Annotated in this window: 22 protein-coding genes; 13 read left to right on the top strand and 9 right to left on the bottom strand. The window is 72.0% G+C overall.

Annotated features, from left to right (window positions below; translation table 11 throughout):
* Window positions 1–11: 11 nt before the first annotated feature.
* Genes ACIPEP_RS15130 through ACIPEP_RS15140 form a run of 3 tightly spaced genes read right to left on the bottom strand, consistent with a single transcriptional unit; the run spans window position 12 to window position 2,443 of the window.
* Window positions 12–284 carry a protealysin inhibitor emfourin gene (locus tag ACIPEP_RS15130; RefSeq protein ID WP_402717708.1) on the bottom strand — a complete coding sequence of 91 codons (273 nt, stop codon included), beginning with the start codon at window positions 282–284 and terminating at the stop codon, window positions 12–14.
* A 28-nt stretch (window positions 285–312) separates the two neighbouring features.
* The gene (locus tag ACIPEP_RS15135; RefSeq protein WP_402717709.1) at window positions 313–1,362 is read right to left on the bottom strand and encodes a M4 family metallopeptidase; all 1,050 of its coding nucleotides are present in this window, start codon (window positions 1,360–1,362) and stop codon (window positions 313–315) included.
* Window positions 1,363–1,396: 34 nt separating this feature from the next.
* Window positions 1,397–2,443 carry a glycoside hydrolase family 6 protein gene (locus ACIPEP_RS15140; protein WP_402717710.1) on the bottom strand — a complete coding sequence of 349 codons (1,047 nt, stop codon included), beginning with the start codon at window positions 2,441–2,443 and terminating at the stop codon, window positions 1,397–1,399.
* Between the two features lie 112 nt (window positions 2,444–2,555).
* Here ACIPEP_RS15140 and ACIPEP_RS15145 point away from each other — a divergent pair, with 112 nt between their 5' ends.
* The 5 genes from ACIPEP_RS15145 (at window position 2,556) to ACIPEP_RS15165 (ending at window position 5,478) form a co-directional block, all read left to right on the top strand.
* Window positions 2,556–3,002 (top strand): VanZ family protein, encoded by a 447-nt coding sequence (locus tag ACIPEP_RS15145; protein WP_175473608.1) that lies wholly within the window; start codon window positions 2,556–2,558, stop codon window positions 3,000–3,002.
* 102 nt (window positions 3,003–3,104) lie between these two features.
* A complete protein-coding gene (gene rpsO / locus ACIPEP_RS15150; RefSeq protein ID WP_070416523.1) occupies window positions 3,105–3,374 on the top strand; it encodes a 30S ribosomal protein S15 in 270 nt (89 codons plus the stop codon).
* Window positions 3,375–3,512: 138 nt separating this feature from the next.
* Window positions 3,513–4,163: a CE1759 family FMN reductase gene (locus ACIPEP_RS15155; RefSeq protein ID WP_070416522.1), complete on the top strand. Its 651-nt coding sequence runs from the start codon at window positions 3,513–3,515 to the stop codon at window positions 4,161–4,163.
* 107 nt (window positions 4,164–4,270) lie between these two features.
* A complete protein-coding gene (locus tag ACIPEP_RS15160; RefSeq protein WP_402717711.1) occupies window positions 4,271–4,561 on the top strand; it encodes a hypothetical protein in 291 nt (96 codons plus the stop codon).
* The gene (locus ACIPEP_RS15165) at window positions 4,558–5,478 is read left to right on the top strand and encodes an FAD:protein FMN transferase (RefSeq protein ID WP_402717712.1); all 921 of its coding nucleotides are present in this window, start codon (window positions 4,558–4,560) and stop codon (window positions 5,476–5,478) included. The genes ACIPEP_RS15160 and ACIPEP_RS15165 overlap by 4 nt, the downstream gene beginning before the upstream one ends.
* Here the strand turns inward: ACIPEP_RS15165 and ACIPEP_RS15170 are convergent, their stop codons facing one another.
* Window positions 5,479–6,672, bottom strand: coding sequence for a coiled-coil domain-containing protein (locus ACIPEP_RS15170; RefSeq protein ID WP_402717713.1), 1,194 nt, complete (start codon window positions 6,670–6,672; stop codon window positions 5,479–5,481).
* Window positions 6,673–6,951: 279 nt separating this feature from the next.
* On the opposite strand from ACIPEP_RS15170, the gene ACIPEP_RS15175 reads away from it, so the two are divergent.
* On the top strand, window positions 6,952–9,225 hold the full coding sequence (locus ACIPEP_RS15175) for a polyribonucleotide nucleotidyltransferase (protein ID WP_402717714.1): 2,274 nt from the start codon (window positions 6,952–6,954) through the stop codon (window positions 9,223–9,225).
* A 70-nt stretch (window positions 9,226–9,295) separates the two neighbouring features.
* Here the strand turns inward: ACIPEP_RS15175 and ACIPEP_RS15180 are convergent, their stop codons facing one another.
* Window positions 9,296–9,823 carry a YbhB/YbcL family Raf kinase inhibitor-like protein gene (locus ACIPEP_RS15180; RefSeq protein ID WP_402717715.1) on the bottom strand — a complete coding sequence of 176 codons (528 nt, stop codon included), beginning with the start codon at window positions 9,821–9,823 and terminating at the stop codon, window positions 9,296–9,298.
* Between the two features lie 127 nt (window positions 9,824–9,950).
* Window positions 9,951–10,598, bottom strand: coding sequence for a TetR/AcrR family transcriptional regulator (locus ACIPEP_RS15185; protein WP_402717716.1), 648 nt, complete (start codon window positions 10,596–10,598; stop codon window positions 9,951–9,953).
* 249 nt (window positions 10,599–10,847) lie between these two features.
* Between ACIPEP_RS15185 and ACIPEP_RS15190 the strand changes: the two genes are divergently transcribed.
* Complete coding sequence (locus tag ACIPEP_RS15190; RefSeq protein WP_070416515.1) at window positions 10,848–12,182, top strand: pitrilysin family protein; 1,335 nt, start codon at window positions 10,848–10,850, stop codon at window positions 12,180–12,182.
* 8 nt (window positions 12,183–12,190) lie between these two features.
* Entirely contained in the window at window positions 12,191–12,793 is a 603-nt protein-coding gene (locus ACIPEP_RS15195; RefSeq protein ID WP_070419134.1) for a histidine phosphatase family protein, read from the top strand.
* Here the strand turns inward: ACIPEP_RS15195 and ACIPEP_RS15200 are convergent.
* Together ACIPEP_RS15200 and ACIPEP_RS15205 are read right to left on the bottom strand one after the other, a co-directional pair.
* Entirely contained in the window at window positions 12,781–13,272 is a 492-nt protein-coding gene (locus ACIPEP_RS15200; protein ID WP_402717717.1) for a DoxX family protein, read from the bottom strand. The genes ACIPEP_RS15195 and ACIPEP_RS15200 overlap by 13 nt on opposite strands.
* 33 nt (window positions 13,273–13,305) lie before the next feature.
* Complete coding sequence (locus ACIPEP_RS15205) at window positions 13,306–13,782, bottom strand: GNAT family N-acetyltransferase (RefSeq protein WP_402717718.1); 477 nt, start codon at window positions 13,780–13,782, stop codon at window positions 13,306–13,308.
* Window positions 13,783–13,805: 23 nt separating this feature from the next.
* Here ACIPEP_RS15205 and ACIPEP_RS15210 point away from each other — a divergent pair, with 23 nt between their 5' ends.
* Together ACIPEP_RS15210 and ACIPEP_RS15215 are read left to right on the top strand one after the other, a co-directional pair.
* Window positions 13,806–14,552: a 4-hydroxy-tetrahydrodipicolinate reductase gene (locus ACIPEP_RS15210; protein WP_070419133.1), complete on the top strand. Its 747-nt coding sequence runs from the start codon at window positions 13,806–13,808 to the stop codon at window positions 14,550–14,552.
* Window positions 14,553–14,557: 5 nt separating this feature from the next.
* Window positions 14,558–15,019: a tetratricopeptide repeat protein gene (locus ACIPEP_RS15215; RefSeq protein WP_402717719.1), complete on the top strand. Its 462-nt coding sequence runs from the start codon at window positions 14,558–14,560 to the stop codon at window positions 15,017–15,019.
* Window positions 15,020–15,072: 53 nt separating this feature from the next.
* Here the strand turns inward: ACIPEP_RS15215 and ACIPEP_RS15220 are convergent, their stop codons facing one another.
* A complete protein-coding gene (locus ACIPEP_RS15220) occupies window positions 15,073–15,984 on the bottom strand; it encodes a TIGR01777 family oxidoreductase (RefSeq protein ID WP_402717720.1) in 912 nt (303 codons plus the stop codon).
* Between the two features lie 58 nt (window positions 15,985–16,042).
* Between ACIPEP_RS15220 and ACIPEP_RS15225 the strand changes: the two genes are divergently transcribed.
* The 3 genes from ACIPEP_RS15225 (at window position 16,043) to dapA (ending at window position 18,609) form a co-directional block, all read left to right on the top strand.
* The gene (locus tag ACIPEP_RS15225; RefSeq protein ID WP_092384850.1) at window positions 16,043–16,873 is read left to right on the top strand and encodes a thymidylate synthase; all 831 of its coding nucleotides are present in this window, start codon (window positions 16,043–16,045) and stop codon (window positions 16,871–16,873) included.
* A complete protein-coding gene (locus tag ACIPEP_RS15230; protein WP_402717721.1) occupies window positions 16,873–17,391 on the top strand; it encodes a dihydrofolate reductase in 519 nt (172 codons plus the stop codon). The genes ACIPEP_RS15225 and ACIPEP_RS15230 overlap by 1 nt, the downstream gene beginning before the upstream one ends.
* Window positions 17,392–17,631: 240 nt before the next feature.
* Window positions 17,632–18,609, top strand: a complete 978-nt coding sequence (dapA, locus tag ACIPEP_RS15235) for a 4-hydroxy-tetrahydrodipicolinate synthase (RefSeq protein ID WP_071295500.1) — start codon at window positions 17,632–17,634, stop codon at window positions 18,607–18,609.
* Window positions 18,610–18,617 lie beyond the last annotated feature (8 nt).

Below are 18,617 nucleotides of genomic sequence, written 5' to 3' on the forward strand. Positions count from 1 at the left end.
GCGCACGTCCGTCAGGTCGGGGTACCCTCGGCCCGCACGCGCGTCACGAGCGCCGCCCACGGGCCGTCGAGGCGGGTGCCGGGGATCGTGACCGTCGTTCGTTCGACGGTGATCGTCCACGTGAAGTCGTCGCGGACACCCGGCACAGGGGCACTCGGGGCGTCGCGGGGCAGGGCACCGACGAGCGCTGACCACCCGCCCGGGTCGTCGCAGGCATCGGTGTCGACGCGCCAGCCCCGGGTGGTGCCGGCGATGCCCCCACTGCGGCGGACGTCGATGTGCATGCCCCCGACGGTACGCCGGCAGCCCGGCTCAGTCGAGCACGCCGACCGTGCGCCAGGCGTCCTGCACCGCGGTGTGCTGCGCCGACCCGTCCCCGAAGCGCGTGCGGGCGGCGTCGACGGTGACGGTGGCGAACCCGGCGAAGTCGATCGAGGCGGTGACGGCGTCGGACGTGAGGGCGTCCCACCAGACGGCTCCGGCGCCTTCCCACGCGTTGCCGCCGATCGCCGTGGCGGCCAGGTAGAAGGCGTGGTTCGGGATGCCGGAGTTCGTGTGCACGCCGCCGGAGTCCTCGGTGGTGTCGACGTACCCGGCCATCGTCGCGGGCTGCGGGTCCTTGCCGAGCACCGGGTCGTCGTAGGCGGTGCCGGGGGCCTTCATCGACCGCAGTGCGACGCCGTGCACGGCCGGCGTGAAGAGCCCCTCGCCGATGAGCCACGACGCCTGGTCGGCGCTCTGGCGTCGGGCGTACTGGGCGACGAGCGAGCCGAAGACGTCGCTGATCGACTCGTTCAGCGCCCCGGACTGCCCCTCGTACGTGAGGTCGGCGGTGTACTGGGTCACGCCGTGCGCGAGTTCGTGGCCGATGACGTCGACCGCGATCGTGAAGCGGTTGAAGACCTCGCCGTCGCCGTCGCCGAACACCATGCGGCTGCCGTCCCAGTAGGCGTTGTCGTAGTCCTGCCCGTAGTGCACCGTGGCGTCGAGGGGGAGGCCTGCGCCGTCGATCGACACCCGGCCGAAGACCTCGAGCCAGAAGGCGTGGGTGTCGCCGAGGCCCGTGTACGCCTCGTCCACCGCGGGGTCGCCGGAGTCCGGGTCGCCCTCGCGCCGGACCGGGGCGCCCGGGAGCGTGGTGCTGCCGTGCGCGTCGGAGATGGTCCGCTGCGGCGACCGGTCGACCGTGCCGCTCACGCCCTGCGGACGGACCCGGTGCTCGTGCTTCGGACGCTGGACGGTGTCGAGCGACGCCAGCGCCGTCCGTGCCGCCGAGGCCGCGCGTGGGAAGCCCTGGGCGTCGGCGACGGCGCGGAGCAGGTAGGGCGGGACGACGGATCGGATGCGGTCGGTCGGGGTCATGGCGTCATGCAACCACCGGGCACCGACACCGCGGTCAGTCGTGCTTGCGGTTCTCCACGAGCCCGAGGGCGTACGACTCCCACCACTGTCCGGCGGCCGGCCCGCCGTTGCAGGTGCCGTCGCTCAGTCCCGGCGTCTTCACCCACAGCAGCGCGTCGAGCCGGGTGGAACCGCGGGTGACGTGCGGGGCCTGGCCGAGGCCGGCGCCGTCCGGGTTGCACCAGGTCCCGCGCCAGCCCTGACCGTTGCGCGAGACGTCGATGACGAAGTGCGGGTCGCCGCCGATCGCGTCCGCGAGCCGGTCGGCGTAGGCGCGTTCCTGGTCGACCCGGTAGAAGTTCGAGACGTTCGTGAAGAAGCCCTGCACCCGGTCGACCCCGGCCTCGCGCAGCCACTTCGCCATCGTCGCCGTCGGCACGCGGTTCTCGTTCCCGCCGTCGAGGTACACGGTGAGGCCGTGGCCGCTGAGCTCGTCGACGGCCTTGCGGATCAGGGGCAGGCGGTCCTGCTCGAGGCGCTTGCACACCTGGATCTGGGCGATGGCGTCCGGCTCGACGAGCACGACTGCCCGGGAACCCGCCATGGCCCGCACCGCCGACCGGACCCACGGCAGGTACTCATCCGCGGCGGTCCCGCCCTTGGAATAGCTGCCGCAGTCGCGGTCCGGGACGTTGTAGAGGACGAACACCGGTGTCTTCCGCTGCCGCTCGGCGCTGCGGACGACGTCCCGGATGGTCTGGCGCGTCTCGGACACCGAGGTGTTCGTCAGCCAGGTGGCGATCGGCTCGTCCGCGATGACGGCGATCTTCCGGGCCGTGGTGTCGTCGCCGTCGGCACGCGCCTCGGACTCCCGCTTGCCGGGTTGGTTCTCGGCCTCGGGCTGCTCCGCGAGGCCGCCGGGGAACGCCTCGGACGCCGTCTTCCGCTCGGCGACCTGCCTGCCGGTGGGATCGGTGCCGCGGGGGAGCACCAGCACGAGCGTCACGACGAGCGCGGCGACGACGACCGCGGCGAGCCCGATCCACGTCCACTGACGACGGCCGGGGCTGCGGCGTGCACGGGTTCCCTCGAGACTCGGCATGCGCCCATGCTCGCAGGTGCGACCCCGGCGTGCCCAGGCCCGGCCCGTCCCGCCGGGCGTTCACCCAGCGTCGCCGCCGCTTCTTGCCAGGACCGTGTCCCAGACTGGCCGGATGTTCCGGAAGCTCCTCCTCCTCGCCCTGACCGCGGCGTACGCCTGGGTGATCTGGCGGATGACGCTGACCCCGCAGGTCTTCTCGGCGGCGCAGAACTCCCTGGTCCTGCACGCGATCGCCTGGGTGCAGCAGCTCCCGCACGGCACGTGGTTCAGCTACGACCGCGTGGAGTTCCTCGCCAACATCGCGATGTTCGTGCCCGTGGGGATGCTCGCCGCGCTGTGGCTCCCGCGCCGGTGGTGGATCCTCGGTGCGGTCGTCGCGGTCGTGCTCTCCACCGGCATCGAGTTCGCGCAGGCGACCTACCTGCCCTACCGCGTGGCCGATCCGCGCGACGTCCTGTCGAACGGCCTCGGCGGTCTGCTCGGCGCGACGCTCGTCGGCCTCGTCCGCAGTCTCTTGCCGGCACCACGTCGGCGTCGCCTGCGCGCCAGGACCGTCTAGCGATCTGGTAGTCTTGCGCGGTTGCCGTCGAACGGCCGCGGACAAAGAGCGCTCGTGCATCAGGCACGGGCACCGCGCAACGGACTGAAAGGGGATCTACGCATGGCACTTGACGCGAAGGTCAAGCAGGAGATCATCGAAGAGTACGCGACCCACCCGGGCGACACCGGTTCCCCCGAGGTCCAGGTCGCCGTTCTGACGCGTCGTATCAACGACCTGAACGAGCACCTCAAGGAGCACAAGCACGACCACCACTCGCGTCGTGGTCTGCTGCTCATGGTCGGTCAGCGTCGCCGTCTCCTCGGTTACCTCTCCGACGTCGACATCGCCCGCTACCGTGCGCTCATCGAGCGTCTCGGCCTGCGTCGCTAGTCGACCGACCCACGGCTTGACCGAACGCCCCGGCCCTCACACAAGGACCGGGGCGTTCTCCGTTCCCCGGGAATGGTTGCGGGGGACGTGCGGTTGGGTACGATGTTCATGCAAACGCATCGAAAGTCGGGACTCACCATGACCACCATCGCCGTCGTCTCCGCCGGGCTCTCCGAGCCCAGCTCCACCCGCCTGCTCGCCGACCGCCTGGGCGAGGCCACGATCGCGGCGCTCGCCGCACCGAGCCCGTCCGGCCTGCCAGGAGGCGCGGCGCACGTCCTGCACGTCGACCTGCGTCCGCTGGCGCACGAGATCACCGACGCGATGCTCACCGGGTTCGCCGCACCGGCGCTGTCCGCCGCGATGGCGACGGTCGTCGAGGCCGACGCCGTGGTGTTCGTCACGCCGATCTTCACCGCCGGCGTGAGCGGTCTGGCGAAGTCGTTCCTCGACGTGCTCGACAAGGACTCGCTCGCCGACATGCCGGTCCTGCTCGGAGCCACCGGCGGCACCGCACGGCACTCGCTCGCGATCGAGCACGCGCTGCGTCCGGTGTTCGCGTACCTCCGCGCCGCGGTCGTCCCCACCGGTGTGTTCGCCGCCACCGACGACTGGGGGAGCGAGGGCGACTCGGCCGCACTGGACGGTCGCATCCGCCGGGCCGGGGAAGACCTCGCCTGGGCGATCCGCGCCTCCCGTCGGACCCCGCAGGAAGCCGACGCGCTCCCCGAGACGGCGGACTTCGCGTCCCTGCTCGGTGGGCTCGGCCACTCGGCCGTGCGCTCTTAGGCCGGCCACAGGGGTCGTCGGGCGGGGGTGCAGCCCCTGCCCGGCCCGCTCACCGGTCGGCTCGGGAACCTCGTCGTGACGACCGATCGTGACGACGAGGAGGACCGATGGACACCAGGGGCAACGGCCGGCGACCCGGCTGGACGACGAGTGCGCTCGTCAGCGTGGGCGGGCTCGTGGTCGCGGCGCTGACCGGGGCCGGGGTGTGGTTCGGGCACGAGCAGGCCACGACGGGCTCGGCCGACTCGTCGACGAGTGACGCCCGGACCTCGTCCGACGCCGGGACCTCGACCGACTCCGGGACCTCGTCCGACACCGGGACCTCGACCGACCAGGGCGTGAGCCAGGGCACGACCGGTGGCTCCGGCTCCTCGGACGCGACCACGACCGGATCGTGACCGTGCGTGCCGCAGCCGAGTGGGACCTCTGGACCACCACCGCCCGCGTCGTCCTCGACCACCGTGACCGCCGCCACCTCGCCGCCGCACGGGCGTGCGTCGTCGAGGTCACCGCCGCCGTCGACGCGGCGTGCAGCCGCTTCCGCAGCGACTCCGAGCTCGTCGCCCGCGCCGCCGACCTGGTGCGCGGCGCCGAGGTCTCCCCCCTCCTCGCCGCACTCGTGCACCAGGCGCTCGACGCCGCACGTGCCTCCGACGGCGACGTCGACCCGACCCTCGGCGCCCGGATGGCGTCGCTGGGCTACGACGCCGCGTTCGCCGACGCCCCACCCGTTCCGACGCCCGAGGCCGTGGCCCGAGCGCTCGACGGCCGCCCGGCGTGGCAGCGGGTCCTGCTGTCCGGCACCTTCCTGCGCGTGCCCGAGGGCGTCACGCTCGACCTCGGTGCCACCGCCAAGGCCGCCGCTGCCGACATGGCCGCGGCGAGCATCACCGCCCGCCTCGGCATCGGCGCGCTCGTCTCGCTCGGCGGGGACGTCGCGACCGCCGGGCCCGACCCGTCCGGCGGCTGGCAGGTCCGGGTGCAGGACCTCGACGACGACCCCGCCGACCACGTGCGGATCGCCTCCGGCTGGTCCGTCGCGACCTCGAGCACCCAGAAGCGCCGGTGGGAGCAGGACGGCCACGCCCGGCACCACATCCTCGACCCGCGGTGGGGGCTGCCGGCCGAACCGGTCTGGCGCTCGGTGACCGTCGTCGCGCCGTCGTGCGTCACGGCGAACACGATGACGACCGCCGCGGTCGTTCGTGGACACGGTGCCACCGAGATGCTCCGGCGGAGCGGTCGCGCGGCACGCCTGGTCGCTGCGGACGGCACCGTCGTCCGGATCGGGGGCTGGCCCGCCGACGACGGCTGATCAGTACCAGTGCGGGTTGACGCTCATCTCGTGGTTCCACGCCCCGCACGGCGAGCCGTAGGCGTCGTGGATGTAGGCGAGGCCCCAGTTGATCTGGGTCGCCGCGTTCGTGCGCCAGTCCGCGCCCGCGACGGACATCTTCTCCGCCGGGAGCGACTGGGGGATGCCGTACGCACCGCTCGAGACGTTCAGGGCGTTCGCGCGCCAGCCGGACTCCTGCGTCCACAGGGACACCAGGCACGAGAACTGGTCCGACCCCCACCCGTACGACCCGATGGCGCTGCGGGCGTAGGCCTGGGCACCCGCCGGGTCGACCACGACGCCGCCCGTGCTCGGGTAGGACGAACCGCCGCCGCTCGTCGACGGGACGGCGGGGCTCGGTGCCGCGTCGGCTGCTGCCGCCGCGGCCGCCTCCTCGCGCTTCCGCTGCTGTTCGGCCTTCTGCGCCGCGACCTGCACGCCGAGCTGGTAGCGCTGCTCGGTCTTCGCGGTGGTGTCCTTGAGCGACGCCAGCTGGGCGTACAGCTCGTCGCTGTGCTGCTGCGTGTCGTCGACCGCGGCGTCGGCGGCGGCCTCGGCGTCCTTCGCCGCGCTCGCCTTCGTCTCGGCGGCGTCGGCCAGGTCGGCGCGTTCGTCCTCGGCACGGGTGGCCTGGTCGTGCAGCGAGGACGCGGTCCTCGCGGCGACCGAGGCGTCATCCATCACGCCGGCCCACGTCGACGACAGCTGGTCGAGCGCGCCGAGCTGGTACAGCAGCTGGGAGGGGTCCTTCGCCGTCGCGATGCGCGTGGTCATCTGGCTCGAGCTGCCGTCACGGTAGAGGTTCGCGGCGAGCTGGCCGGCGCGCTGCTGGGCGCGGTCCGCGGTCTTCGCCGCCTGGTCCGCCTGGGTCTGGAGGCTCGTGGCGGCCTGGGTGGCTGACGCCAGTGCCGACTCGGCCGCGTCCGCACGCTGGGACGCCACGAGCGCCGCCTGCGACTTCACGGCTGCGGCCTGCTGGGCGGACTCCAGTGCCACCTGGACCCTGGCGACCTCGGCCTTCTTGGTCTGCTCGTTGCCCTTCGCGTGCTCGACGTCCTGCCAGCTCGGGTACTCCGTCGCGTTCGCCGGGACAGCGGTGACGACGGGGGCGACGAGCGCGCCGACGACCACTGCGGCCGCGACGAACCAGCCCCGGGAGGGGGTGAGGCGCATGGCAGCAGGCTAGCGAGGACACTCCGGTTCGCCGTGAGCCTCGCCGCCGAATCCCTGAGGACTGGTAAAGTCCATCACGTCCAGGGACCGTTTCCCCGGGCGTTACGACAAACACTGCGCAGGCCGGGCACGGAGCTGGTCATCGGTGGTGGCTCGCGGGCCGGACGGTTTCCCGAGTGCTTCTACTGCTGGCCAGACATGCGTCCCGATCCCTTCGGCGCGCACGCACCATCGGGTGCCGTGGCCCCAGCCTGCCGAACACATCAAGGAGGCACCCTTTTGGAGGGTCCCGAGATCAAGTTCGCCGAGGCCGTTCTCGACAACGGCAAGTACGGCAAGCGCACCGTCCGGTTCGAGACCGGTCGGCTCGCACAGCAGGCGCAGGGCGCGGTCGCCGCGTACCTCGACGAGGACACCATGCTCCTCTCGGCCACCAGCGCCGGCAAGCACCCGCGTGAAGGGTTCGACTTCTTCCCGCTGACCGTCGACGTCGAGGAGCGCTCGTACGCCGCCGGCAAGATCCCCGGTTCGTTCTTCCGTCGTGAAGGCCGTCCCAGCACCGAGGCGATCCTCGTCTGCCGCCTCATCGACCGGCCGCTGCGCCCGTCGTTCGTCGACGGCCTCCGCAACGAGGTCCAGATCGTCATCACCGTCCTGAGCATCGCTCCGGACGAGTTCTACGACGCGCTCGCGATCAACGCGGCGTCCGCGTCGACGCAGATCTCCGGTCTGCCGTTCTCCGGCCCGATCGCCGGTGTGCGCCTCGCGCTCATCGGTGACCAGTGGGTCGCGTTCCCGAAGGCGTCGCAGCTCGCCGAGGCCGTCTTCGACCTCACCGTCGCTGGACGTGTCGTCACGGACGAGGCGGGCAACGAGGACGTCGCCATCATGATGGTCGAGGCCGAGGCCACCGAGCACAGCTGGGACCTCATCCAGGGCGGCGCGACCAAGCCCGACGAGGCCGTCGTCGCGCAGGGGCTCGAGGCGGCGAAGCCGTTCCTCAAGCAGCTCGTCGAGGCGCAGGCGAAGATGGCCGCCCAGTCGGCCAAGGAGATCCAGGACTACCCGGTCTTCCCGCCGTACGCCCCCGAGGTCTACGACTCGGTCGAGGCCATCGCGCTGTCCGAGCTCGGCGACGTCTACAAGATCGCCGGCAAGCTCGAGCGTCAGGACGCCGACGACGCCCTGAAGGCCCGCGTCAAGGAGGCCATCGCCGCCAAGGTGACGGCCGGCGAGCTCCCCGAGAGCGCCAACGGCCAGGTCAGCGGTGCCTACAAGTCGGTCACGAAGAAGGTCGTCCGCGGCCGGATCCTGACCGAGCAGGTCCGCATGGACGGTCGCGGCCTCGCCGACATCCGTCCGCTCGACGCCGAGGTCGCCGTGATCCCGCGCGTCCACGGTTCGGCGATCTTCCAGCGCGGCGAGACCCAGATCCTGGGCGTCACCACGCTGAACATGCTCAAGATGGAGCAGCAGATCGACTCGCTGTCGCCCGTCACGAAGAAGCGCTACCTGCACCACTACAACTTCCCGCCGTACTCGACGGGTGAGACCGGTCGTGTCGGTTCGCCGAAGCGTCGCGAGATCGGGCACGGCTTCCTCGCCGAGCGCGCCCTCGTGCCGGTGCTGCCGTCGCGCGAGGAGTTCCCCTACGCCATCCGTCAGGTGTCCGAGGCCCTCGGCTCCAACGGTTCGACGTCGATGGGTTCCGTCTGCGCCTCGACCCTGTCGCTCCTCAACGCCGGTGTGCCCCTCAAGGCCCCGGTCGCGGGCATCGCGATGGGCCTCGTCTCCGACACCGTCGACGGCCAGACCCGCTACGCGGCGCTGACCGACATCCTCGGTGCCGAAGACGCGCTCGGCGACATGGACTTCAAGGTCGCCGGTACCTCGGACTTCGTCACGGCCATCCAGCTGGACACGAAGCTCGACGGCATCCCGTCGTCGGTCCTCGACGCCGCACTCAAGCAGGCCAAGGAGGCCCGCTCGGCCATCCTCGGTGTGCTGAACGAGGCGATCGACGCCCCCGACGAGATGGCGGACACCGCTCCTCGTGTCATCTCGGTGCAGATCCCCGTCGACAAGATCGGCGAGCTGATCGGCCCGAAGGGCAAGACGATCAACGGCATCCAGGACGAGACCGGCGCCGACATCTCGATCGAGGACGACGGCACCGTGTACATCGGCGCCGTGGACGGTCCGTCGGCCGAGGCCGCTCGCGCCCAGGTCAACGCGATCGCGAACCCGACGAACCCGGAGATCGGGGACCAGTTCCTCGGCACGGTCGTCAAGATCGCCACGTTCGGTGCGTTCGTGTCGCTGCTCCCGGGCCGCGACGGTCTGCTCCACGTCTCCGAGGTGCGCAAGCTCGCCGGTGGCAAGCGTGTGGAGAACGTCGAGGACGTCCTCGGCGTCGGCCAGAAGATCCTGGTCGAGGTCACCAAGGTGGACGACCGCGGCAAGCTGTCGCTCGCGCCGGTCGTCGCCGACGAGGTGGACACCGAGGGCGGCAAGGGACACGAGTCCCACGCCGAGGCCCCGGCCGAGGGCTGATCCCTCCCGCGTCCTGACGCACGAACGGCCGCCGTCCCTTCCGGGGCGGCGGCCGTTCGCCGTTGCGGGACTACGCGGCGGGGGTCTCCTGGGTGCCGACGAGCTGCGCGCGGCCGAGCAGGTGCTCGCGGAGCACGAAGCCGACCACCGCGGGCGTCGCGTCCGCGGGCGCCTCGAGGACGGGCACGTCGAGCGCGCTCAGCGTGAAGAAGTACCGGTGCGGCCCGTGCCCGGCGGGCGGTGCCGCGCCGAGGAAGGTGTCCGTGCCGAACTCGTTGCGGCGTCGCAGCGCCTCGGCGGGGAGCAGCGCGTCGTCGGTCCCGGCACCGGCCGGCAGCGAGGTCGCCGATGCCGGGACGTCCGTGAGGCTCCAGTGCCAGAACCCGGACCCCGTCGGGGCATCGGGGTCGTACACCGTGAGCACGAAGCTCTGCGTGCCCTCCGGAGCGCCCGACCACTCGAGCGCGGGGGAGCGGTCCTCGCCGCTGGCGTCGGTGCCGCGGGCGGACGTCGGGAGCACGCCGCCGTCGGTGAAGTCGGGGCTGGTCAGGGTGAAGGACGGGACCTCGGGGAGGTTCCAGTTGGGGTCGTTGGCCATGTCCCCAGCCAACACCCGCGTGCTCGGATGTCGCTCGGTGCCCACCGGCGGACGGGAGGCGCGGTGCGGGGCCGACCCGCGCCTCCAGGCCGACAGACGGTCGCGTCCGTCGACGCGACGTGCGTCGTCAGGCGGCGAGCACGCGCTCGACGACGCGGCCGAGGGCCGCCGTCGCCGCGATCGCGTCACCGGCGTACGCGCCGGACATGGCGCCGTCCCGCGCGAGCATGAGCTCGTCCGCGCCGTCGCCCGGCAGGGTGTGGCCGGACTCCTGCAGCAGGTCGGCCAGTCGCTCGGTGTACCAATCGCGGTGCATCGCGACGACCTCGCGCACGGGGTCGCGGGGGTCGTGGTACTCGGCGGCGGCGTTGAGGAACGCGCAGCCGCGGAACTCGGGGTCGTTGACCTCGTCGGTGAGGGCCGTGACCCAGGCCCGGACGGCTGCCTCGGGCGAGCCGGCATCGGCGATGAGCTGTTCCATCCGCTGCTGCACGCGCTCGTGCTGCGTCCGGATGTAGGCCAGGATCAGGTTGTCCTTCGACCCGTAGTGCTTGTAGAACGTCGCCTTCGTGACGCTCGCCTCGGAGATGAGACGGTCGACGCCGACGCCGTGGATGCCCTCTTCGTAGAAGAGCCGCGTGGCGGTCTCGAGGATCCGGACCTTCGCGCCGCCGGAACGGGGAGCCGGGGGGACGCTCGACCCGTCCGGCGACGCGAGGTTCGTGCTCGGGCCAGGGAGACGCTGGACGGTCGGTTGGGGGGAATCGACCGTCACAGCGTGGCTCTCCTTGGGCTCATCGGCTCCGCGGCGGAGCGGGGGGACTCGTGCCGCGTGAGGACTGATGTCCCGAGCCACCGGATCGGAATATAGGGGGGCTTCCGATCCGGTACGAGAACTGTACCACAAGGAGGACAGACAGACGAGTCTTTCTATCCTCCATATCTGTACCCCACTTCGAGTGACACCGTGAGCGGCTGTGGAAACTGGGCGACGGGCGCTCCGGGGTCAGTAGGCTCGTCTGCGATGAACCACCCAGTGCCGTTGCCGCTCGAGGCCCCGGACACGTCGTTCCTGACGTCCGGGGGCGCCTTCGTCCGCCGAACCGTCCTCCCGTCCGGCGTGCGGGTCCTGACCGAGGCCATGCCCGGAGCGAGTTCGACGAGCCTCGGCTTCTGGGTCGGGGTCGGCTCCCGCGACGAACGCGACGGCCAGTACGGCTCGACGCACTTCCTCGAACACCTGTTGTTCAAGGGCACCCGGACCCGGTCGGCCCTCGACATCGCGATCTCGTTCGACTCCGTCGGTGGCGAGCACAACGCCGCGACCGCCAAGGAGTACACGTGCTACTACGCACGGGTCCGTGACGCCGACGTCCCGATGGCCGTCTCGGTCATCGGCGACATGGTCACCGGCTCCGTCCTCGACGACGCGGCGTTCGACATCGAGCGCGGGGTCATCCTCGAAGAGCTGGCGATGGCGGCGGACGACCCGGCCGACGTCGCCGGCGAGGCGTTCTTCGCCGCGGCCTTCGACGGGCACGCCCTCGGCCGGCCGATCGGCGGCACGCCGGAGAGCATCCGCGCCGTGCAGCGGGACGAGGTCCTCGCCCACTACCGCGAGCACTACGCGCCGAACGGCATCGTCGTCACCGCCGCCGGGGCGATCGACCACGACCGCTTCTGCGAGCTCGTCGAGGCCGTGTTCCAGGGCGCCCCGAACGCTGCCCCGCTGGCACGGCGGACCCCGCAGCCGGTGGCGGACCCGGCGATCCCCAAGCTCTCGGTCGTGCACCGTCCGACCGAACAGGTCTCGATGCTCCGCGGGTCGCAGGGCCTCGACCTCCGCGACGAACGGCGGCCGGTCCTCAGCGTGCTCAACGCCGTGCTCGGCGGCGGCATGAGCTCCCGACTCTTCCAAGAGGTGCGCGAGCGCCGCGGACTCGCCTACGCGGTGAGTTCCTTCGCGCCCGCCTACCTCGACAACGGTGCCTTCGGCGTCTACGCCGGGTGCGCCCCCGACAACGTCGCCGGGGTCGTCGAGATCGTCGACGCGGAGTTCCGCCGGATGGTCGACGACGGCATCACCAGCGACGAGCTCCGTCGCGCGAAGGGGCAGATCGAGGGGGCGCTCACGCTCTCGCTCGAGGACTCCGACGCCCGGATGACCCGACTCGGCCGGTCCGAGCTCGGCACGGGGGAGTTCACCGACCTGGCCACCGCCCTCGAGCGCGTGGACCGGGTCACCACCGACGACGTCCTCGACCTGGCCCGCGACCTCCTGACCCGGCCCACGATCACCTCGGTGGTCGGTGCGGTGCAGCAGGACGAGCTCGCGGCCGCGATCGGGATCGGCGGTTGAACACCGACATGTCGCACTACCTCTACCTCGTCCGGCACGGCGAACACCAGGACGCCGAACACGGGCTGCGGGACGGCAAGCTGTCCGAGCGCGGCAAGCGGCAGGCGATGCTCGTCGCGGACCGTCTCGGCGGCGTGCCGTTCGACGGCGTCTACCACTCGCCGCTCGAAGCGCCGAGCGAGACCGCGTCGTTCCTGTCGCAGCGGCTCCCGGCGATCGAGCCCGAGCCGTCGACCCTGCTCTTCGACTGCATCCCGTCGGGTCCGACGCCGGACATGCCGCACGCCTACCAGGGGTGGTACGGAGGCATCACGGAAGAGGAGATCGTCGCCGGGCAGGCCCAGATGGGCGATGCGGTGGCGGAGTGGTTCACCCCTGCCCGCGAAGACCGGCACGACCTCCTCATCACGCACAACGCCGTCATCGGCTGGTTCGTGCGCGAGGCGTTCCAGGCGCCGGAGTGGCGCTGGATGGGGACGAACGTGGCGCACACGGCGTTGACGATCATCCGGATCCGCTCGGCCAAGCCGGCCGAGGTCGTCGCGCTCAACGACCTGGCGCACCTGCCCGTCGAGCTGAGGACGGGCCTGCCGGTCGGTCAGCCCGTCTGACGGGTCCTGCGCGCCCGGAGTGCGGCGACCCGCGCTCGGAGCACCCGGTCCAGTCCGAACGGCCCACCGCCGAGCGCGACCAGCACCACCGCGAGGAGCAGGTACAGCACCTCGGGCAGGTACAGCAGGTCGCTGAACCAGGTCACCGCGTCCGCCGGCCCGAGCTGGTGGACCGCCACGGTCGTGAGCGCGACCGTGCTGATCACGCCGAGGACGGCCGCAGCCGCCCGCGTCACGAGGCCGACGGCGAGCAGCACGCCGAAGACGAGCTCGCAGCCCGCGACCACGGTGGCTGTGAGCTCGGGCACCGGCGCGCCGATCGAGCGGATCGTCTCCGCCATCGCCGCGCGACCCGGAGCGGTCACGGTCTTGTTCCACCCGGACGCGGCGAAGAACAGTCCGAGCGCGACCCGGGCGAGCGAGATCGAGAGGAACGGCAGGCGGGTCGGGGAGTCGAGGGCACGGAGGAGCAGGACCATGCCCTGCCGTTCGGAGCGGAGGCGCGGATCGCCTCAGCGCACCGGCTTGCGGTACCAGGCGGTCGCGTTCGGGTTGTCGTTGAACGCCGGTACCCGCTCGTAGCCCCGACCGCGGTACATCGCACCGGCGGCGACGAGGGAGTCGTTCGTGTCCAGCACGATCGCCGTCGCGCCGAGCTGCGCACCGCGTGCCTCGAGCGCGTCCATGACCGCCGTCGCCACGCCGCGTCCGCGTCCTTCCGGAGTCACGAAGACGTGCTTCACCTCGAACCGGACGTCGTCGCCGTCGTCGGGGATCCGGCGGAGGCCGCCGCACCCGACCGCGCGACCTCCGTCGTACGCGACGACGAAGGTGCCGACCGGCGGCGTGAACTCGGCCGCCGGGGTGCGCTTCCGCGAGTACGACCCCTGCGCGCTCGGGAACGTGGCCTCGCGCTCGTCGAGGTACGCGTCGAGCAGGGCGTCGACCTCGGGGATGTCTGCCGGCACGGTCCTGACCTCGAGCGTCATGCGTCGATCCTAGGATGGTGGACATGGTCACTCCCGTCGCCGTCGTCGGCGCCACCGGTCGTCTCGGGGGCCTCGTGGCCGCCGTGGTCGAGGAACTGCCCGACTTCGAGCTCGTCGCGAGCCTGTCCTCCAAGGACGGCGCGCACGAGGCCGGTCCCGACGTGTTCGGCGGCGCGGCGATCGTGGTGGACGTGACCGTCCCGGCGCTCAGCCCCGCGATCGTCGACAACGCCCTCGTGAGCGGCGCGAACGTGCTCGTCGGCACGTCCGGGTGGTCCGGCGACCGACTCGCGACGCTCCGCGCGGGGCTCGAGTCGCGTCCGGAGCAGGGCGTCTTCGTGGTCCCGAACTTCTCGATCGGGTCCGTGCTCGGCACCCACCTGGCGACGATCGCCGCCCCCTGGTTCCCCTCGGTCGAGATCGTCGAGACGCACCACGCTGGCAAGATCGACTCCCCGTCGGGCACCGCCGTCCGCACGGCCGAGCTCATCGCCGACGCCCGGCGCGAGGTCGGCCCGGTCGACGCACCCCACGTCGACCAGCGCGCGCGGGGGCAGCAGGTCGCGAGCGTCCCGATCCACTCGCTCCGTCTGCCGGGCGTCACGGCCGTGCAGGACGTGGTGCTGAGCGGCCCCGGCGAGACCCTGACCATCCGGCACGACACGAACGACGACGTCGCCTACGTGGCCGGCATCCGTGCGGCGCTGTCCGCCGTGGGGTCGATGCGCGGTCTCACGGTCGGCCTCGGCAGCGTCCTCGGCATCGGCTGACCGTCGTGCGCCTGACCCGGTCCCTCCGTTCGCCCTTCTGGGGCGCGGCGCTCATGGCGGTGCTGCTGGCGCTGTACATCGTGCTCGTCGGGCAGCGTGCCGTGGCGTTCATCGCGACGGGCATCCCGATCGGCATCGGCATCGGCGTCGCGCTCTTCGTCGTCGCGGCGATCGGTGCGCTGCTGCTCGTGCTCGAGTTCCGCTTCGGCCTGCGCATCACCCGGCTCGGCGCCCGGCTCGAGCAGGAGGGCGGTGCTCCCGCGGACGTCGTCCCGGTCCGTCCCTCGGGGCGTCCCACGCGCGAGGCCGCCGACGAGCTCTTCCCCGAGTACCGGGCCGCCGTCGAGTCCGACCCGGCGGACTGGCGCGGGTGGTACCGACTCGGCGTCGTCTACGACGCCGCGGGTGACCGCAAGCGGGCGCGGGCCGCGATGCGCGAAGCGCTCACCAGGGCACGCGTGTCCTGACAGGAGGCGCGGTGCGGGCCCGCACCGCGCCTCCGGGCCCGCAGCCGGTCGCGTCAGAACGCGGCGTCGACCGCGTCCTCGGCGCGCTGGTACCGGAACGCGTAGCCGGACTCGAGCAGCTTCGTCGGCACCATCTGCTGGCTCGACAGGAGCATCTCGTCGGCCGCCTGCTGCAGGAGCAGCCGGAGCGCGAACTCCGGGATCCGGAAGAGGTAGGGCCGGTGCAGGTCCTCGGCGACGCGCTTGGTGATGCGGTCGGCGACGGCGGCCTCGGGGCCGGCGAGGTTCACCGGCCCGACGACGTCCGAGGCGTCGGGACTGGTCGCGAGGTGCACGATCGCGCCCACCTCGTCCTCGAGGGCGATCCACGGCCAGTGCTGCCCACCGGTGCCGAGGCGGCCGCCGAGCCCGGTCTTCGTGAGCGGGACGAGCGGTGCGAGCGCGCCGCCGCCCTTCCCGACGACGATGCCGGTGCGGAGCGTCACGACGCGGACGCCCTCGGGAGCGGCGTTCGCGGCGGCCTCCCACGCGGTGCAGACCTCGGCCAGGAAGCCGGTGCCGGCGGACGCGTCGTCCTGCAGGACGTCGGCCGGGCGGTCGCCGTACACCCCCGAGGCCGACCCCGAGAGGAACAGCGGCGGCGGGTTCGTCGCGTGCCGCATGGCCTCGACGAGGGTCTCGGTGGCGGACACCCGCGACCGCAGGATCTCCTGCTTGTAGGTCTCGGTCCAGGGGAGCTTGCCGATGTTCGCGCCGGCGAGGTTGATCACGACGTCCGCGCCGTCGAGGATCGCCGGGTCGAGCTTCCGGGTGCCCGGGGACCAGCGGAACTCGCTCGCCGTGCGCGGCTCGCGTCGGACGAGGGTGGTGACGTGGTGCCCGGCCTCGCGCAGGGCGTGGACGAGGGGCGTACCGATGAAGCCGGACGCACCGGCGAGCAGGATCGAGAGCGGCGCTGTCGTCATGTCGCTCACGCTACTCAACTGCCCGTGGATGTCTCCGGCTCGTCGTAGGCTCGTGGTCGTGACCGACAGCGAGACCGTGCAGCCCGACCCCACCGTCGCGACCCCCTACGAGGACCTGCTGCGGCGTGTCCTCACCGAAGGGACTCCGAAGGGCGACCGCACCGGGACGGGGACCCGCAGCCTGTTCGGCGCACAGCTCCGGTACGACCTGTCGAAGGGCTTCCCGCTCGTCACGACGAAGCGGGTGCACTTCAAGTCCGTCGCCTACGAGCTGCTCTGGTTCCTGCGCGGCGACGGCAACGCCCGCTGGCTGCAGGAGCACGGCGTCCGGATCTGGAACGAGTGGGCGGATGAGGACGGCGACCTCGGCCCGGTGTACGGCGTGCAGTGGCGCTCGTGGCCGACGCCGTCGGGGGAGCACGTCGACCAGATCGCCCAGGTCATCGAGCAGATCACGACGAACCCGGACAGCCGCCGCCTGATCGTCTCGGCGTGGAACGTCGCCGACATCCCCGAGATGGCGCTCGCCCCGTGCCACGCGTTCTTCCAGTTCTACGTCAACGACGGCAAGCTCTCGTGCCAGCTCTACCAGCGGAGCGCGGACATGTTCCTCGGCGTCCCGTTCAACATCGCCTCGTACGCGCTGCTCACCCACATGATCGCGGCGCAGACCGGGCTCGAGGTCGGCGAGTTCGTGTGGACCGGCGGCGACTGCCACGTCTACGACAACCACGTCGAGCAGGTGGAGGAGCAGCTGTCCCGGACCGCGTACGCGCTCCCCACGCTCGAGCTCGCGCCGCGCGACTCGATCGACGACTACGAGTACGAGGACTTCACGGTCGTCGGCTACCACCACCACCCGGCGATCACGGCCGCGGTCGCCGTCTGATGTCGTCCTCGTGGACCGAACCCATCCGTGGTGTCGGGATGGTCTGGGCGCGGTCGACGAACGGCGTGATCGGGGCCGACGGCGGGATGCCGTGGCACGTGCCGGAGGACCTCGCGCACTTCCGGCAGGTCACCGGCGACGCGACCGTCGTGATGGGGCGCCGCACGTGGGAGTCGTTGCCGGTGCGCTTCAGGCCGCTGCCCGGACGGCGGAACGTCGTGCTGACGCGTGACGCCTCGTGGTCGGCCGACGGGGCCGACGTCGTGCACGACCTGGCGACCGCGCTGGACACCGACGAGCCGGTGTGGATCATGGGCGGCGGGCAGGTGTACGCGGCGGGGGTGCCCTTCGCCGACCGGGTCTCCGAGACGGTGATCGACGTCGAGGTGCCGGGGGACACCGTGGCGCCGACGCTCGCCGGGGTGGCCGGGTGGTCGCTCGTCGACGAGGGACCGTGGCAGGAGTCGCGCGTCGACGGGACGCGCTACCGCTTCCTCGAGTGGCGCCGGCGCGCGTAGCGCCGGGCGCCGCCGCGGGCGCCGCCGCGTGGAACCACGGAAACGACATCGCACCAGGCGTCGGCGATGGTTCGACGTCGGAAACCTGGTTCGACACGTTCCGGGCACGCGCCGCGCCAGCGCCGGCCGGCCACGCGCCGCGCGGCCGCAGCGTGCGGGGCGGGGTCGAGCCGCGCCTCCTGGGCCGCACCGTCCACGCGGACGGCAGCCCTCGCGCGCATCCCCGGTACGCTGGTGCCCGTGTCCCCGCGTGAGAATCCCTTCGGTCAGGTCCTCGTCGCCCTCGTGACCCCGTTCACGGCCGACGGCGAGGTCGACTGGCCCGGCGTCGAGCAGCACATCGACGACTGCATCACCGCCGGCGCCGACGGCATCGTGGTCACCGGTACGACCGGTGAGACGAGCACGCTGACCGACCCCGAGAAGCTCCGGCTGGTCGAGGTCGGCAAGTCCGTCGCCGCCGGGCGCGCGAAGATCATCACCGGTGGCGGGTCGAACGAGACCGCGCACGCGATCCACCTCTACAAGCAGAGCGAGAAGGCCGGCGCCGACGGTGTGATGATCGTCACGCCGTACTACAACAAGCCGACGCAGTCCGGTGTGCTCACCCACTTCCGGATGATCGCCGACGCGACCGACCTGCCGGTGATCCTGTACGACATCCCCGGTCGCACGGGCATCCCGATCACGTACGAGACGATCGTGCGGGCCTCACACCACCCGAACATCCTCGCGGTGAAGGACGCCAAGGGCGACTTCGCCGAGGTGTCCCGAGTGCTCAACAACACCGACCTCATGTACTTCTCGGGCGACGACACGAACGTGCTCCCGCACCTGTCGATCGGCGCGACGGGGCTCATCGGCGTCACGGCGAACATCACGTCGACGCCGTACCGCACCATCGTCGACGCCGTGAACCGGGGCGACCTGGCCACCGCGACCGCCGAGCACAAGCGCGTCGAACCCCTCGTCCGTGCCGTGATGACGCACGTGCCGGGTACCGTGGCGGCGAAGTACATCCTGCACGGGCTCGGCCGCATCGGCAGCCCGCGCGTCCGGTTGCCGCTCGTCGGCCCCGAGGACTCCGAGGCGTACGCCATCGAGACCTCGCTCGAAGCCGTCCGGGACATCCCGGGCGCCGACTTCTCCAACTTCCGCCCCGACCGCAACGCAGCGGCCGGCGGTGCTCTTCCGAAGGTGCCAGGCACCACCCGCTAGCGAACACG

It is taken from the genome of Curtobacterium sp. NPDC087082 (assembly GCF_044745045.1).
Lineage (GTDB): Bacteria > Actinomycetota > Actinomycetes > Actinomycetales > Microbacteriaceae > Curtobacterium.